At 61.6% G+C, this 16,412-nt stretch carries 14 protein-coding genes; 10 read left to right on the top strand and 4 right to left on the bottom strand.

What is annotated here, in order from left to right:
- Positions 1–62 precede the first annotated feature (62 nt).
- Positions 63–2,411, bottom strand: coding sequence for a hybrid sensor histidine kinase/response regulator (locus tag AC07XZ_RS07375; RefSeq protein WP_102686361.1), 2,349 nt, complete (start codon positions 2,409–2,411; stop codon positions 63–65).
- 304 nt (positions 2,412–2,715) lie between these two features.
- On the opposite strand from AC07XZ_RS07375, the gene AC07XZ_RS07370 reads away from it, so the two are divergent.
- From AC07XZ_RS07370 to AC07XZ_RS07355, 4 genes are all read left to right on the top strand, one after another.
- Complete coding sequence (locus AC07XZ_RS07370; RefSeq protein WP_039771996.1) at positions 2,716–3,513, top strand: hydroxymethylpyrimidine/phosphomethylpyrimidine kinase; 798 nt, start codon at positions 2,716–2,718, stop codon at positions 3,511–3,513.
- A gap of 24 nt (positions 3,514–3,537) precedes the next feature.
- Positions 3,538–4,161, top strand: coding sequence for a thiamine phosphate synthase (gene thiE, locus AC07XZ_RS07365; protein WP_085608753.1), 624 nt, complete (start codon positions 3,538–3,540; stop codon positions 4,159–4,161).
- Between the two features lie 10 nt (positions 4,162–4,171).
- Positions 4,172–5,455, top strand: coding sequence for a glutamate-1-semialdehyde 2,1-aminomutase (gene hemL, locus AC07XZ_RS07360; RefSeq protein ID WP_064382167.1), 1,284 nt, complete (start codon positions 4,172–4,174; stop codon positions 5,453–5,455).
- Between the two features lie 226 nt (positions 5,456–5,681).
- Positions 5,682–6,236, top strand: coding sequence for a tetratricopeptide repeat protein (locus AC07XZ_RS07355; RefSeq protein ID WP_003228518.1), 555 nt, complete (start codon positions 5,682–5,684; stop codon positions 6,234–6,236).
- Between the two features lie 98 nt (positions 6,237–6,334).
- On the opposite strand, the gene AC07XZ_RS07350 is transcribed toward AC07XZ_RS07355, so the two are convergent.
- Positions 6,335–6,664: a DUF1820 family protein gene (locus AC07XZ_RS07350; RefSeq protein WP_007958692.1), complete on the bottom strand. Its 330-nt coding sequence runs from the start codon at positions 6,662–6,664 to the stop codon at positions 6,335–6,337.
- Between the two features lie 132 nt (positions 6,665–6,796).
- Here AC07XZ_RS07350 and miaB point away from each other — a divergent pair, with 132 nt between their 5' ends.
- The 5 genes from miaB (at position 6,797) to lnt (ending at position 12,198) form a co-directional block, all read left to right on the top strand.
- On the top strand, positions 6,797–8,125 hold the full coding sequence (miaB, locus tag AC07XZ_RS07345; protein ID WP_074691567.1) for a tRNA (N6-isopentenyl adenosine(37)-C2)-methylthiotransferase MiaB: 1,329 nt from the start codon (positions 6,797–6,799) through the stop codon (positions 8,123–8,125).
- A gap of 195 nt (positions 8,126–8,320) precedes the next feature.
- Positions 8,321–9,325, top strand: coding sequence for a PhoH family protein (locus tag AC07XZ_RS07340; protein ID WP_085747658.1), 1,005 nt, complete (start codon positions 8,321–8,323; stop codon positions 9,323–9,325).
- Positions 9,318–9,812, top strand: a complete 495-nt coding sequence (ybeY, locus tag AC07XZ_RS07335) for an rRNA maturation RNase YbeY (protein ID WP_007958682.1) — start codon at positions 9,318–9,320, stop codon at positions 9,810–9,812. Before AC07XZ_RS07340 ends, ybeY begins: the two co-directional genes overlap by 8 nt.
- A gap of 5 nt (positions 9,813–9,817) precedes the next feature.
- Positions 9,818–10,657 carry a CorC family transporter gene (locus tag AC07XZ_RS07330; RefSeq protein WP_007909641.1) on the top strand — a complete coding sequence of 280 codons (840 nt, stop codon included), beginning with the start codon at positions 9,818–9,820 and terminating at the stop codon, positions 10,655–10,657.
- 17 nt (positions 10,658–10,674) lie between these two features.
- The gene (gene lnt, locus AC07XZ_RS07325; RefSeq protein ID WP_102686362.1) at positions 10,675–12,198 is read left to right on the top strand and encodes an apolipoprotein N-acyltransferase; all 1,524 of its coding nucleotides are present in this window, start codon (positions 10,675–10,677) and stop codon (positions 12,196–12,198) included.
- Between the two features lie 73 nt (positions 12,199–12,271).
- Here the strand turns inward: lnt and AC07XZ_RS07320 are convergent, their stop codons facing one another.
- Together AC07XZ_RS07320 and AC07XZ_RS07315 are read right to left on the bottom strand one after the other, a co-directional pair.
- Complete coding sequence (locus tag AC07XZ_RS07320) at positions 12,272–13,051, bottom strand: YdcF family protein (RefSeq protein WP_085747656.1); 780 nt, start codon at positions 13,049–13,051, stop codon at positions 12,272–12,274.
- A 105-nt stretch (positions 13,052–13,156) separates the two neighbouring features.
- Positions 13,157–13,480 carry a hypothetical protein gene (locus tag AC07XZ_RS07315; RefSeq protein ID WP_085747655.1) on the bottom strand — a complete coding sequence of 108 codons (324 nt, stop codon included), beginning with the start codon at positions 13,478–13,480 and terminating at the stop codon, positions 13,157–13,159.
- A 254-nt stretch (positions 13,481–13,734) separates the two neighbouring features.
- On the opposite strand from AC07XZ_RS07315, the gene leuS reads away from it, so the two are divergent.
- The gene (gene leuS / locus AC07XZ_RS07310; protein WP_102686363.1) at positions 13,735–16,341 is read left to right on the top strand and encodes a leucine--tRNA ligase; all 2,607 of its coding nucleotides are present in this window, start codon (positions 13,735–13,737) and stop codon (positions 16,339–16,341) included.
- Positions 16,342–16,412: the final 71 nt, after the last annotated feature.

Genomic DNA, 16,412 nt, shown 5'->3' with positions numbered 1-16,412 from the left:
AAGCACCGCCCCCGAACCGATCAAAGTGTCATATCGGCCTAAATACCGGCGCTTTCACCCTATCAGCAACTCAACACCCGCCGCTGCATCGCAACCTGCAGATCCTCGAATTTCACCGGTTTGCTCAGATAATCGATCGAGCCACCCGACGCGCAATGCTCGCGATCCGCCCCCAGCGCGATCATGAACACCGGCAGATGGGCGCATCCCGGCAGGTCACGAATCTGGCAACACAGCGATGCCCCATCGAGCGGCGGCAACTGGCAGTCGATCAGCACGGCATCGAAGCGCTCGCGCTGCAAACAGTCGAGCGCCGCCGCGCCGTGGTCGGCGGTGCGCACGCGGAAACCGAGCTTGAGCAACATGCCGCGCATCACCAGTTGGTTGACGCTGTTGTCGTCCACCAGCAGCACGGTGCAATCCTGCGGCGCACGCACGGTGTCGCGGCTGAACGCGGGCACGGTTTCCACTTCCGGCAACTCAAACTCGACATCCAGTTGAAAGCGGCTGCCACTCCCCGGTTCGGAGCGGTGTGTGAGCTTGCCACCGAGCAACTCCACCAATTGACGGCAGATCGCCAGACCGACGCCCAGCCCGCCGTATTCGCGGGTCATCGAACCGTCGAGCTGGAAGAAGCGCTGATACATCGTCGCCTCGCCCAGATCGGTAAAACCGATGCCGGTGTCGATCACCGCAAAGGACAGCGCCAGCCGATTGTCCGTCGACGGTTTGCCCGTCACCCGCAATGCCAGACCGCCGACGCGGGTGAACTTGATCGCATTGTCCAGCAGGCACTCCAGGCATTGCGCGAGTTTGGCGCTGTCGCCATGCAGGCGATCCGGCAGGGTCGGCAGCACGTCGACCTTGAAGTCCAGCGACTTGCTCGAAGCGTTGCCATCGAACTGAATCCGCAACGCCTCGACCACCCCGCGCAGGCTGAAACTGCCCGGCGTCGCCTTGAGCTTGCCGGCCTGCAATTCGGTCAGGGTCAGGATGCCGTTGACCATGCGCATCATGTCCCGCGCCGAACCGGCGGCAGTCTGCTGGTATTGCTCCAGTTCCGGATCGAGTTCGACGGTCTGCATCAACTCGAGCGAACCGATCACCCCGTTCATGGGCGTGCGCAGTTCGTGGGTCAGGGTCGCGAGGAATTCGTCCTTGAGCTTGTTGCTGTGGGCCAGTTGCTGGTTCAGCACTTCAAGTTTCTGGCCGGCGTCGAACAGGGTCTGCGCCTGTTGTTCGCGCATCGCGTTGATGCGGTCGGCCAGGGCCAGCGACAGCAGCGCCACTTCGATGGCCGAGCCGATCTGGCTGGCGTACATGGTCAGGAACACATTCGGCAGCAGGCCCAGCACCATCATGGTGTTGACGATGCCGCCGATCAGGAACGCCGACCAGGCAATGATGAAATAGCGCGCCACCCGCAGGCCGCGCCACCAAGCGAGGATCCCGGCGGCGAAGATCACCACGGTGAAGGTCAGTGCCAGGGTCGTCGCCAGACGCAGGGCCAGGCCATAACTGGTCATCAACGACAGACCGATCACCACGGCGCCAAAAACAATCAGGGCGATCAACAGACGATCGAGCCAACGGCTGTGGTTCTTCGTCTGCAGGAAACTGCGGGCGAACTGGCTGCCGAAGAGCCCCGCGCAACCGATGAAGAACGGCGTGGCGGCGTTGGCCCACCACGGGTTGTCCGGCCAGAAATACTCGACCGCCGCGCCATTGACCGACAGCTGATAAAGGCCGAACGAGGCGATATAGAAGATGTAATAGAGGTAACTGGTGTCGCGCACGCTGAGGTAGATGAACAGGTTGTAGACCAGCATCCCCAGCAGCACGCCATAAATGATCCCCAGCACATACAGGCGCACTGGCTGGTCTTCGAGGTAAGCGGTGCTCGACCACAACGTTACCGGCGCCTGGATCGAGCCTTCGCTGGACAACCGCAGATAAACGGTTCGTTGCTGATCCGGCTTGAACGCCAGATCGAACAGGTAATTGTTCTGGCGGATCTCGCGACTGGCGAACGGCAAAGCGTCGCCGGTCTGCCGCACCAGACGGTAGTCACCGGCGGCATCGGGCAGATACAGGTCGAGATGATCGAGCGGCGGATACGCCAGCTCCAGCAACCAGCTGCGCTGCGCCGACGGATTGGTCGGGCGGTAATGCAGGTCGATCTTCAGCCAGAACGCCGAGCGCGAATAACCGGCATTGAGCGTGGCTTTGTCATGGGGTTTGAAGTTTCCAGCGGCGGCTTGCGCGCGGACGTCAGCAATGCTCGCCAGACCGCTCGGGTCTTCGAACACTTGCAGGGATCGACCCAGCGGGAGGCTCTGGGTGAACTCGTCGAACTCGACGGCGCTTGCCAGGAGGGGCAAGCAGAACAGCAACATCAACAAATAGCGCATTGAAGCCCCAGCGTGGCTTGGCCGGTTGTGTCAGGAAGCCCCCCATTCCCTTTGAGATGACGTAAAACCGGTATTACCTGTTATTGGTTTGGATCCACTCTAGCATAGCCGTTGATGGCCATTGAGCACCATGGAAATTTTTCCAAGGAAGGCTCTAGAACGGGCGTTCCAGAGCAAAACACCGGGCTAGAGCTGTTGGCTCGGTCAGATTGTGACAAGCGCTGTGGATCTCGCTACCCGGGTTATCGGCCGCGCGCTGCGCCACAACACCCGGAAAACAGGTTTGGTGGTAAGCTCGCGCACCATGAATATCTACAGCTCACGCCCCGTTGTCCTCTGTCTCTCCGGCCACGACCCCAGTGGTGGCGCCGGCTTGCAGGCAGATATCGAAGCCCTGCTCGCTCAGGGTTGCCATGCGGCTCCGGCCGTCACCGCCCTGACCGTGCAAGACACGGTCAACGTCACTGACTTTCGCGTCCTCGACCGTGAGTGGGTACTGGCCCAGGCCAATGCCGTGCTCAACGACTCCGAAGTCGCGGCAGTGAAACTGGGCATGCTCGGTTCTCTGGAAATGGTCGACACCGTCGTCGAACTGCTTCAGGCGCACCCGCACTTGCCAGTGGTCTGCGACCCGGTGCTGCGTGCCGGCGGCGGCGGACGCCTGGGCAAGGACGAAGTCGGCTACGCCATGCGCGAACGCCTGCTGCCGCTGTCGATCATCGCCACCCCCAACCTTCCCGAAGCCCGGATCCTCGCCGAACTGCCAGAAGGCACCGCAGACGAGTGCGCTGAAAAACTTCTGCCGTTCATCAAGAACCTGCTGATCACCGGCGGTCACGGCGACGAAACTGAAATCCACAACCGCCTGTACAGCCGTGATGGGCTGCGCGAAACCTTCAAGTGCCAGCGCCTGCCGGGCAGCTATCACGGTTCGGGCTGCACCCTGGCCAGCACCCTCGCCGGTCGCCTGGCACTGGGCGAAAACCTTGCGAGCGCGGTGCGTACTGCGCTGGATTACACCTGGCGCACCCTGCGCGATGCCGAACAGCTGGGCAAAGGCCAGTTCGTGCCGCGTCGTCTGCCGCTGGATTTCTGTTCCTGATGTTCCGAGCCTGAGGTCTGCGCGATGAAACTACGTGGCCTGTATGCCATCACCGACAGCCAGTTGCTGGCCGGCAAGTTTCTGTCCTACGTGGAGGCGGCGCTGGAAGGCGGCGTCACCCTGCTGCAATACCGCGACAAAAGCAGCGACGAAGCCCGCCGCCTGCGTGAGGCCGAGGCCCTGCGCGACCTGTGCGAACGCTACAAGACGCAACTGATCATCAACGATGACGCCGAACTGGCCGCGCGCCTGAACGTCGGCGTGCACTTGGGCCAGACCGACGGCCCGCTGTCGCCGACCCGCGCCCTGCTCGGTTCGAAAGCAATTATCGGTTCGACCTGCCACGCACAGCTTGAACTGGCTGAACAGGCCGCCAAAGAGGGCGCGAGTTATGTCGCCTTCGGTCGCTTCTTCAATTCCAATACCAAACCCGGTGCACCGAGTTGCAGCCTCGATCTGCTCGACGAGGCCAAACGTACCCTGCACCTGCCGATCTGCGCGATCGGCGGCATCACCCTCGACAACGCTGCGCCACTGGTGGCCCACGGTGTCGATCTGCTGGCCGTGGTCCATGGCCTGTTCGGCGCCGACAGCACCGCCGAAGTGACCCGCCGCGCCCGCGCCTTCAATGAATTACTAAAAGTCTGAGAGCCCGATCATGTCTCGTTCCGAAACCCTGTTTGCCAACGCCCAGAAACACATTCCCGGTGGCGTGAACTCGCCGGTGCGCGCGTTCAAGAGCGTTGGCGGCACGCCGCTGTTCTTCAAGCACGCCGAAGGCGCCTACGTCACTGACGAAGACGACAAGCGTTATGTGGATTACGTCGGCTCCTGGGGCCCGATGATCCTCGGCCACAGCCACCCGGAAGTGCTGGATGCGGTGCGCAACCAGTTGCAGCACGGCCTGTCCTACGGCGCGCCGACCGCGATGGAAACCGAGATGGCCGACCTGGTCTGCTCGCTGGTGCCGTCGATGGAAATGGTACGCATGGTCAGCTCCGGCACCGAAGCGACCATGAGCGCGATCCGTCTGGCCCGTGGTTTCACCGGCCGTGACAGCATCATCAAGTTCGAAGGCTGCTACCACGGCCACTCCGACAGTCTGCTGGTCAAGGCCGGTTCCGGCGCACTGACCCAGGGCGTACCAAGCTCGGCCGGCGTACCGGCGGCATTCGCCAAACACACCCTGACCCTGCCGTTCAACGACATCGACGCGGTTGAAAAAATGCTCGCCGAAGTCGGTCAGGACGTGGCGTGCATCATCGTCGAGCCAGTGGCCGGCAACATGAACTGCGTACCGCCGGCGCCGGGTTTTCTCGAAGGCCTGCGCAGCCTGTGCGACAAGCACGGCGTGGTGCTGATTTTCGACGAAGTGATGACCGGTTTCCGCGTCGCCCTCGGCGGTGCCCAGGCTTACTACGGCGTAACCCCGGACCTGACCACCTTCGGCAAGATCATCGGCGGCGGCATGCCGGTCGGCTGCTTCGGCGGCAAGCGCTCGATCATGGAGCGCATCGCGCCGCTGGGCCCGGTCTATCAGGCAGGCACCTTGTCGGGTAACCCACTGGCGATGGCCGCCGGCCTGACCACCCTGCGCCTGATCAGCCGTCCGGGTTTCCACGCCGAACTGACCGATTACACCACGCGCCTGCTCGACGGCCTGCAACAGCGCGCCGATGCCGCCGGCATTCCGTTCGTGACCACCCAGGCGGGCGGCATGTTCGGTCTGTACTTCAGCGGTGCCGACGACATTGTTACTTTTGAAGACGTGATGGCCAGCGATGCAGCGCTGTTCGGCCGCTTCTTCCACCTGATGCTGGAAGGTGGCGTGTACCTGGCACCGAGCGCCTTCGAAGCCGGTTTCACCTCGATCGCCCATGGCGAAGCCGAGCTGAAACTGACCCTCGACGCCGCCGAACGCGCCTTCGCCAAGTTGAAGTAAAACGCCCCGCCGCTGACGTTGGCCATTGCCAGCGTCAGCGTTCTCCTACATCCGCACGCCTTTTCCGACACGCCTGCCAAAAATCTCCCATAAAGTGGGCGATATATTTCCCGCGCAGCAGAAAATCGAGTAAAGACTTTGTAAGGATGGCCCTGCTTATTTCATAATGCGCGCTTATTGGATCCCTCGACGGGTCCGCGCGCCCTTCAGAGGTAAGTCGATTCCCATGAACCGCACCGGCCGCACCCTTGCCTTGGGCTGCCTGTTGCTCCTTCAGCCGCTGCTCGCACATGCACAAGCAGGCGGCAACTCGTTGTTGATCCCGGCGATGGGTCGCTGCACCCTCAATACTCAGCCGCAAGATGTCACGCAGGCACTCGCCGCCTGCCAAAAGGCAGCGGATGAGGGGGATGCGCAAGCGCAATACGAGTTGGGTGAGTTCTACTACGACGGCAAGAATGCGCCGCGCGACCTCAATCAAGCCCTGAGCTATTTCGAAAAGGCCTCGCTGCAAGGTCACGCCCAGGCGCAATTCAAGCTCGGCACCATGTTCTTCCACGGTGAAGGCGTGCAGGCCAACAACATTCAGGCTTATATCGTGCTGAAGATGGCCGCGGTCAACGGCGCCGAAGACGCGCTAGACACCGCCGACGAAGTGTCTGAAAAGATGTCCCGCGAAGACCTGGAAACCGCGACCCAGGTGCTCGGGCAAATTTTCCGTAAATACCTGATGGAACTGCAGAGCGCCGACGGGCGTACGCCGTTCTCGCCCCTGCCCTGACTAACGATAGTTCCCGCGCTTTTCGTCACCGACGCGGAACGTCGAAGGCGGCATTCCCACGCAGAGCATGGGAACGATCACTTCCATAAAACCCGGTTTTACTTCTCGGGCATCGGCACCGGAAACGGCATCACATTGCCAACACCGCCACGGGCTTCGCTGATCTTTGGCGTCCCCAGTCGCTCGACTTCATCGATGCGCACGATCGAGTGCATCGGCACAAAGCTGCGCACCACGCCTTCGAACTGCGCCTTGAGCTTTTCTTCGCTCGGGTCGACGACCACTTGCGTGCGCTCGCCAAAGACGAACTCTTCCACTTCCAGGAACCCCCACAGATCACTTTGATAGATCTGCTTGGCGTACATTTCGAACACCTGGCCCTGGTTGAGGAAAATCACCTTGTAGATTGGAGCTTCGCGTTTGGTCATGGCGGGCGGACGACATCGGGGTAAAAATGAGGGCGCGAACTATAGCATAGCCACCGGACGCGCAGCGGTAGGAACCTGGGGACATGTTCCCTATAATGCGCGGTTCTTTGAACCACGTGACGACCCTATTCCATGGCCAAGAAGCTTTACATCGAAACCCACGGTTGCCAGATGAACGAGTACGACAGCTCGCGCATGGTCGATCTGCTGGGCGAACACCAGGCCCTGGAAGTCACGGCGCGCGCCGAAGATGCCGACGTGATCCTGCTCAACACCTGCTCGATCCGCGAACGCGCCCAGGACCGGGTGTATTCCCAGCTCGGCCGCTGGCGCGAACTGAAACTGGCCAACCCGGACATGGTGATCGCCGTCGGCGGTTGCGTGGCCAGCCAGGAAGGCGCGGCGATCCGTGATCGCGCCCCGTACGTCGACGTGGTGTTCGGCCCGCAGACCCTGCACCGCCTGCCGGAAATGATCGACGCCGCGCGCATCAGCAAGCTGCCGCAAGTCGACGTCTCGTTCCCGGAAATCGAAAAATTCGACCACCTGCCCGAGCCGCGCATCGATGGGCCAAGCGCCTACGTGTCGGTGATGGAAGGCTGCAGCAAGTACTGCACGTTCTGCGTGGTGCCCTACACCCGCGGCGAAGAAGTCAGCCGACCGTTCGACGACGTGATCGCCGAGATCATCCACCTGGCCGAACATGGCGTGCGTGAAGTGACCCTGCTGGGCCAGAACGTCAACGGCTATCGCGGGCTGACCCACGACGGTCGTCTGGCGGATCTGGCCGAACTGATCCGCGTCGTCGCGGCGGTCGATGGCATCGACCGCATCCGCTACACCACCTCGCACCCGCTGGAATTCTCCGACAGCCTGATCCAGGCCCACGCCGAAGTGCCGGAACTGGTCAAGCACCTGCACTTGCCGGTGCAGTCGGGTTCGGACCGGATCCTGGCCGCGATGAAGCGCAACCACACGGCGCTGGAGTACAAATCCAAGCTGCGCAAACTGCGCGCCGCCGTACCGGGCATCTGCATCAGCTCGGACTTTATCGTCGGCTTCCCGGGGGAAACCGAGAAAGATTTCGAGCAGACCATGAAGCTGATTGCCGATGTCGGTTTCGATTTTTCCTACTCGTTTGTCTACAGCCAGCGCCCGGGCACTCCAGCCGCCGATCTGGCCGACGACACCCCGGAAGAACTGAAGAAAGAACGCCTGAACGCCTTGCAGCACCGTTTGAATCAGCAAGGGTTCGAGATCAGCCGACAAATGGTCGGTTCGGTCCAGCGCATTCTGGTGACCGATTATTCGAAGAAAGACCCGGGCGAGCTGCAAGGGCGCACCGAGAATAACCGTATCGTCAACTTCCGCTGCGATAATCCGACCCTGATCGGCCAGTTCGCCGACGTCCACATCGACGCGGCGCAACCGCACTCGCTGCGCGGCTCGCTGATCCAGTAACACCCTTTGTTCAACTGTGGGAGCGAGCCTGCTCGCGATGAACGATGACGCGGTTTTTCAGATGAACCGCATTCATGCCCATCGCGAGCAGGCTCGCTCCCACAGGAACGGCATCAATTTAAGAGCTTTCGCACCCACGCCGCTGGCGTTATCCTTGATTTCATCCTAATTGCCCCAGGGCGGCTAAATACGACCTTGAACGCACCCATCGAACCACATCGTTTCATCCTCGAGCCCTTTGAGGCTCGCCGCTTCGCCAATCTGTGCGGGCAGTTCGACGAGCACTTGCGGCTGATCGAACAGCGCCTGGCCATCGAGATCCGCAATCGCGGCAATCAGTTCGAGCTGATCGGCGAGCCCAAGCACACCACTTCCGCGGAAAACCTGATTCGCCGCCTGTACCGGGAAACCAAGGGTTCAGAGCTGTCGCCGGATACGGTTCACCTGTTCCTCCAGGAATCGGCCGTCGAGCAACTGGACAACCCCGCCCCCGCCGAAGCCTCCGTCGCCCTGCGCACCAAGAAAGGCATGATTCGCCCACGCGGCTTGAACCAGCTGCGCTATGTGAAGGAAATTCTCGGCAACGACATCAACTTCGGCATCGGCCCGGCCGGTACCGGCAAGACCTATCTGGCTGTCGCCTGCGCCGTCGATGCGCTGGAGCGTGAACAGATCCGTCGCATCCTGCTGGTGCGTCCGGCGGTCGAAGCGGGTGAGAAACTCGGCTTCCTGCCCGGCGATCTGTCGCAGAAGATCGACCCGTACCTGCGCCCGCTCTACGACGCGCTCTACGAGATGCTCGGTTTCGAATACGTGGCCAAGCTGATCGAGCGTCAGGTGATCGAAGTCGCGCCGCTGGCCTACATGCGCGGTCGCACGCTGAACAACAGCTTCATCATTCTCGACGAAAGTCAGAACACCACCGTCGAGCAGATGAAGATGTTCCTGACCCGGATTGGTTTCGGCTCCACGGCCGTGATCACCGGCGACATCACCCAGGTCGACCTGCCGCGCGGCACCAAATCCGGACTTCATCACGTCATCGAAGTCCTGAAAGATGTGCCGGGTATCAGCTTCACCCACTTCCAGCCCAAAGACGTGGTGCGCCACCCGTTGGTGCAACGCATCGTCGAAGCCTACGAGCGCTTCGAGACGCGTGTCGCTGATGAAGCGCCAAAGGACACCCGCCACGATGCTTGAGCTTGACCTGCAAATCGCGACCGAAGCGTCTGCGCCGACCGAAGCCGAGTTCCGCCAATGGTGCGAACTGGCCCTGCGCCAGCGTACCGCTGACTCGGAAATGACCATTCGTCTGGTCGACGAGGAAGAAGGCCGTGAACTGAATCACACCTGGCGCCACAAGGATTACGCGACCAACGTCCTGTCCTTTCCCGCCGAAGTGCCCGACGAGTTTCTCGACATTCCATTGCTGGGCGATCTGGTGATCTGCGTGGCGGTGGTCGAGCGCGAAGCTGCCGAACAGGGCAAGGAACTAAAGGCCCACTGGGCACATCTGGTCATTCACGGCTGCTTGCATCTGCTTGGTTACGACCATATAGATGACGAGGAAGCCGAGGAAATGGAAGCACTGGAACGCGAGTTGCTTGCCGAATTGGGTTATCCCGATCCGTACGCGGACGACGAAACCGAAACATCCCCTACTGTTACAACAAAGGATTCAGAGTAATCGCTATGAGCGAAGATCGATCGAGCAACGGGCAAAAGTCATGGCTGGGCAAACTGACCCAGGCTTTTGCCCACGAGCCGAAGAACCGCCAGGAGCTGCTTGAGCTGCTGCGCGATGCACATCAGAACAAACTGCTGGACAGCGAAGCGCTGGCCATCGTCGAAGGCGCCATCCAGGTGGCTGACCTGCAGGTTCGCGACATCATGGTGCCGCGCTCGCAGATGATCAGCATCAAGGCGACCCAGACACCCCGCGAATTCCTCCCTGCCGTGGTCGACTCGGCCCACTCGCGCTACCCGGTCATCGGCGAAAGCCATGACGACGTGATGGGCGTGCTGCTGGCCAAGGATCTGCTGCCGCTGATCCTCAAGGAGAACGGCGACAGCTTCAACATCAAGGACCTGCTGCGCCCGGCCACGTTCGTGCCGGAGTCCAAGCGTCTGAACGTGTTGCTGCGTGAATTCCGCGCCAACCACAACCACATGGCCATCGTGATCGACGAATACGGCGGCGTGGCCGGCCTGGTGACCATCGAAGACGTGCTCGAGCAGATCGTCGGCGACATCGAAGACGAGCACGACGTCGAAGAAGACAGCTACATCAAGCCGCTGCCCAGCGGTGACTTCCTGATCAAGGCCCTGACGCCGATCGAGAACTTCAACGAGTTCTTCGACAGCGAATTCTCCGACGACGAGTTCGACACCGTCGGCGGGCTGGTGATGAGCGCGTTCGGGCACTTGCCAAAACGCAACGAAATCACTGAAATCGGCGCCTATCGTTTCCGCATCCTGAACGCCGACAGCCGTCGGATTCATTTGCTGCGACTGACCCCAATCGCCCGGTAAAAAATCTAAGGATTGAAATGCGCTGGACAACCCGCCCCGGCTGGCCCGGTAACCTGCTGGCCGTGGCGGCCGGTGCAATCACCACCTTCGCTCTGGCACCGTTCGATCTCTGGCCGCTGGCGTTGCTGGCGGTCGGCCTGTTCTATGCCGGCCTGCGCGAGCTGAGCCCGCGACAAGCCCTGGGCCGTGGCTGGTGCTTCGGTTTCGGCCTGTTCGGCGCCGGCACCAGCTGGATCTATTACAGCATCCACCACTTCGGCGGCGCTTCGGTGCTGCTGGCCGGGTCCCTGATGCTGATCTTCACGGCGGCCATTGCCTGGTTCTTCGCCCTGCCCGCGTGGCTGTGGGCGCGCTGGCTGCGGCGTAACGAAGCGCCGGTGGCCGACGCCCTGGCGTTCGCGGCGCTGTGGGTGGGTCAGGAAGCTTTCCGTGGCTGGTTCCTCACCGGTTTCCCGTGGCTGTATTCCGGTTACAGCCAGCTCGACGGCCCGCTGGCCGGGCTCGCTCCAGTAGGCGGCATGTGGCTGGTGTCGTTCGTCCTGGCACTGACCGCTGCACTGATCTACAACGCACCGCGCCTGCTGCAAACCCGCCGCAAAGCCTTCATCGCTGCCGGCCTGGTATTGCTGATCGGGCCATGGGCGGCGGGCATTGCGCTCAAGGGCCATGCCTGGACCAGCCCGGCGGGCGCGCCGCTGACCGTTGCCGCGATTCAGGGCAACGTCGCGCAAAGCATGAAATGGGACCCGGCCGAACTCAATGCGCAACTGGCGCTGTACCGCGACCTGAGTTTCCGCTCCAAACCGGTGGACCTGCTGATCTGGCCGGAAACCGCCGTCCCGGTGCTCAAGGAGTCCGCCGAGGGCTACCTGACCATGATGGGCAACTTCGCCGCCGAGCGTAAATCAGCGCTGATCACCGGCGTACCGATCCGCGAAATGGTTCACCACGAGAGACGCTTCTACAACGGCATCACCGTGGTTGGCGAAGGCGATGGCACCTATCTCAAGCAAAAACTGGTGCCGTTCGGCGAGTACGTACCGTTGCAGGACATCCTGCGCGGGCTGATCGCATTCTTCGACCTGCCGATGTCCGACTTCGCCCGCGGCCCTGCCGATCAGGCCTTGTTGCAGGCCAAGGGATATCAGATCGCGCCGTTCATCTGCTACGAAGTGGTGTATCCGGAGTTCGCCGCAGGCCTGGCGGCACGCAGCGATCTGCTGCTGACGATCAGCAACGACACCTGGTTCGGTACGTCCATCGGCCCATTGCAACATCTGCAAATGGCGCAGATGCGCGCGCTTGAGGCCGGACGCTGGATGATTCGTGCGACCAACAACGGTGTGACTGGGCTGATCAACCCGTTCGGGCAGATCACCGAGCGTATCCCGCAGTTCGAACAGGGCGTGCTGTACGGCGAAGTGGTGCCGATGCACAACCTGACGCCGTATCTGCAATGGCGCTCGTGGCCGCTGATCATCCTGTGCGTGGTGCTGTTCGGCTGGGCGCTGATGACCAATCGGATGTCCAAGACACTCTGAGATATCGCCCGCTCCCACAGATGACCGCTGTGGGAGCGAGCTTGCTCGCGAAGGCGCCACCAACGACACCGCGTCAATCGGCGCTGTCACCCCCTCGATAGAACATCGAATAACCGATCTGCCCCACCGCTTCGTTCATCAACTGCCCGCTCTGCCAGATCGACTTGAACTCAGGCAGCCAGCCGCCAAACGGCCGGGCATTGTCCGTACCTAGAAAACCAACCGGCGCCGGCACCACTTCGAATCCTGCCTGTTGATAACTCCACACCGCTCGCGGCATGTGCCAGGCCTGGGTCACCAGCACGATGCGTTTGACGCCTTCCGGCAACAGCACTTTGGCGCTGAATTCGGCGTTTTCCCACGTGGTGCGGCTCTCCCCTTCCTGCCAGCGCACCGTCACACCGAAATCATCACGCAACGAGTCGGCCATCAATTTGGCTTCAGTCGGCGGCGTACCGTAATGCAGGCCACCACTGGTCAGAATCGGCAACCCCGAAGCCTTGGCCAGTCGCGCCGCGTAACGCTGGCGCTCCAGCCCGACACCGGTCGGCTGATCTTCGCCCCAGGCGAGATCGCCGCGCTCACGACCGGAGCCCAGCACCACAATCGCATCGGCGCGCTGCGCCAGGCTTGTCCATGCTTCCCGGGCCAGCGGCGGCTCACGCTCCAACGCCTTGGCGCCCCACTGCACGACCACCGGCAGACTCATCAGCCAAAAGCCGCCAAACCCCAGGGCAAAACACAGCCCCGCCAGCCGTGGCCGCGAGCGACGCAGCCACCAGGCCGCCAGCAACAGCAGCAAAAGAAGGCCGGGCGGCAATAGAAGTTGTTTAATGAAATAACGAAAAGGCATCGAGCATCTCCAGAGATGCCCGAAGCCTAAGTGGGTTGATGCAGCGCGACAACCAGTAGGGTCGGATCCCGTTGAAAAAGATCCGCTTTTTGACCTGCCATGCGTTTACTTGGCCTGCAGAGTCCGCACCTTGACGGTGTCTCTGCCGGGCGCCTTGTCCTTGAGCCAGATGACCTTGGCCGTATGGGCTGCATCGAGTTGTTTCACGGCTTGTGACAGGTATCCGTGGGTTTCACGCTCACTGCGATCCAGATAGGCCTTGACCAGTTTGAACTCGGCGGGACTCAAGCCACGCAATTCCAGCTCCAGGGGGCGCTCGTCGCGCAGCCTTCCAGCGGTTTTTGCCGCGTCCAGGGCCATACCCAGACGATCGATCAACCGCTCGTACAACTCGGGTTTGGTAACGTTTTTTTGCTGTGACTCCACCATCCCTCACCTCATTGAAGATAAGACTCACTCCCCAGTTAGAGCTTAGCTTCGCTGCACAAACCGGCTGCACGCCGCGACCAACGGCCCTCGCCGCAATTTCAGCCGGTCAAACGGCTGCAATCAGGGTTTCCCTAGGCCGAGCGCGGTCATGTATGCTACGGCGCTTCCTGTAACTCCACTTCCAGCTCGTCCGGCACGTCCCGAACGTCGCATTGAAGAGGATTAGGCCACCCCTATCCAGTACAAAAGTAGCCATGCACGAACAATATCAGCCCCGTGAAATCGAAGCCGCCGCCCAGTCCTTCTGGGACGAGCAAAAGTCCTTTGAAGTCAGTGAACAGCCAGGCAAGGAGACTTACTACTGCCTGTCGATGTTCCCTTACCCCAGCGGCAAGCTACACATGGGGCACGTGCGCAACTACACCATCGGCGACGTGATCTCCCGCTACCAGCGCATGCTCGGCAAGAACGTTCTGCAACCGATGGGTTGGGACGCCTTCGGCATGCCGGCGGAAAACGCCGCGATGAAGAACAACGTGGCTCCGGCCAAGTGGACCTATGAAAACATCGCCTACATGAAGTCCCAGCTGCGCAGCCTGGGCCTGGCGGTGGACTGGTCGCGCGAAGTCACCACCTGCAAACCGGATTACTACCGCTGGGAACAATGGCTGTTCACTCGCCTGTTCGAAAAAGGCGTGATCTACCGCAAGAACGGCACCGTGAACTGGGACCCGATCGACCAGACCGTTCTGGCTAACGAGCAGGTCATCGACGGTCGCGGCTGGCGTTCCGGCGCGCTGATCGAAAAGCGCGAAATCCCGATGTACTACTTCAAGATCACCGCTTACGCGGATGAGCTGCTGGAGAGCCTCGACGAACTGACCGGCTGGCCCGAGCAAGTCAAGACCATGCAGCGCAACTGGATCGGCAAGTCGCGCGGGATGGAAGTGCAGTTCCCGTACAACGTCGATTCGATCGGCGAAAGCGGCACCCTGAAAGTCTTCACCACCCGTCCGGACACCCTGATGGGCGCAACCTATGTTGCCGTGGCCGCCGAGCATCATCTGGCTGCTCTCGCCGCGAAGAACAACCCTGAGCTGCAAGCGTTCATCGCCGAATGCAAGGGCGGCAGCGTCGCCGAAGCCGACGTCGCCACCCAAGAGAAGAAAGGCCTGCCGACCGGCCTGTTCGTCGAGCACCCGCTGACCGGCGAAAAACTGCCGGTGTGGGTCGCCAACTACGTGCTGATGCACTACGGCGACGGCGCGGTCATGGCGGTGCCGGCGCACGACGAGCGCGATTTCGAATTCGCCCACAAGTACAACCTGCCGGTCAAATCCGTGGTGCGCACCAGCTCCGGTGAAACCAACCCGGCGCCATGGCAGGACGCCTACGGCGAGCACGGCACGCTGATCAACTCCGGCGAGTTCGACGGCCTGGACTTCGCTGGCGCGTTCGACGCCATGGAAGTCGCCCTGATCAAGAAAAACCTCGGCGCCTCGCGCACCCAGTTCCGCCTGCGCGACTGGGGCATCAGCCGTCAACGCTACTGGGGTTGCCCGATCCCGATCATCCACTGCGATGCCTGCGGTGACGTGCCGGTGCCGGAAGATCAACTGCCTGTCGTTCTGCCGGAAGACGTGGTGCCGGACGGCGCCGGTTCGCCGCTGGCGCGCATGCCCGAGTTCTACGAGTGCGCCTGCCCGAAATGCGGTCAGCCTGCCAAGCGTGAAACCGACACCATGGACACCTTCGTCGAGTCGTCCTGGTACTACGCCCGTTACGCCTCGCCGCACTTCGAAGGCGGTCTGGTGGAAAAATCCGCGGCCGACCACTGGTTGCCGGTGGATCAGTACATCGGCGGTATCGAACACGCCATTCTTCACCTGCTCTACGCACGCTTCTTCCACAAGCTGATGCGTGACGAAGGCCTGGTGAGCTCCAACGAGCCGTTCAAGAATCTGCTGACCCAGGGCATGGTGGTCGCCGAGACTTACTATCGTCGTGAAGCCAACGGTGCCTACACCTGGTTCAACCCGGCGGACGTGGAACTCGAGCGCGACAGCAAGGCCAAGGTCATCAGCGCCAAGCTGATCGCCGACGGCCTGCCGGTGGAAATCGGCGGCACCGAGAAGATGGCCAAGTCGAAGAACAACGGCGTCGACCCTCAGTCGATGATCGACCAGTTCGGCGCCGACACCTGCCGTCTGTTCATGATGTTCGCCTCGCCACCTGACATGAGCGCTGAATGGTCGGACTCCGGCGTGGAAGGCTCGCACCGCTTCCTCAAGCGCGTCTGGCGTCTGGCTCAGGCCCATGTCACTCAGGGTCTGCCGGGCAAACTGGACATCGCCGGCCTGAATGACGAGCAGAAAGTCATTCGCCGCGCGATCCACCAGGCGATCAAGCAGGCCAGCCACGACGTCGGCCAGAACCACAAATTCAACACCGCCATCGCCCAGGTGATGACGCTGATGAACGTGCTGGAAAAAGCCGCGCAAGCGACCGAACAGGATCGCGCACTGGTTCAGGAAGGTCTGGAAACCGTGACGCTGCTGCTCGCACCGATCACGCCGCACATCAGCCACGAGCTGTGGAACCGTCTGGGCCACGCCGATCCGGTGATCGACGCCGGCTGGCCGGTGCTGGACGAAAGCGCGCTGGTGCAGGACAGCCTGACCCTGGTGATCCAGGTCAACGGCAAGCTGCGCGGCCAGATCGAAATGCCGGCCGCCGCCACCCGTGAAGAAGTCGAAGCGGCAGCCCGCGCCAACGAAAACGTGCTGCGTTTCGTTGACGGCCTGACGATTCGCAAAGTGATCGTAGTGCCCGGGAAACTGGTCAATATCGTCGCCAGCTAATTGGATCGGGCGTCAGGTGAGCCTGGCGTCCAGTAAAACCTTTCGGGCCACAGAGTCGGCCCACATGGTTT

The sequence above is a fragment of the Pseudomonas sp. GW458-11-26-14-LB4 genome (assembly GCF_059423925.1).
Note: the sequence above shows the minus strand (reverse complement) of the source record. Positions and strands in the feature narration are given on the sequence as shown.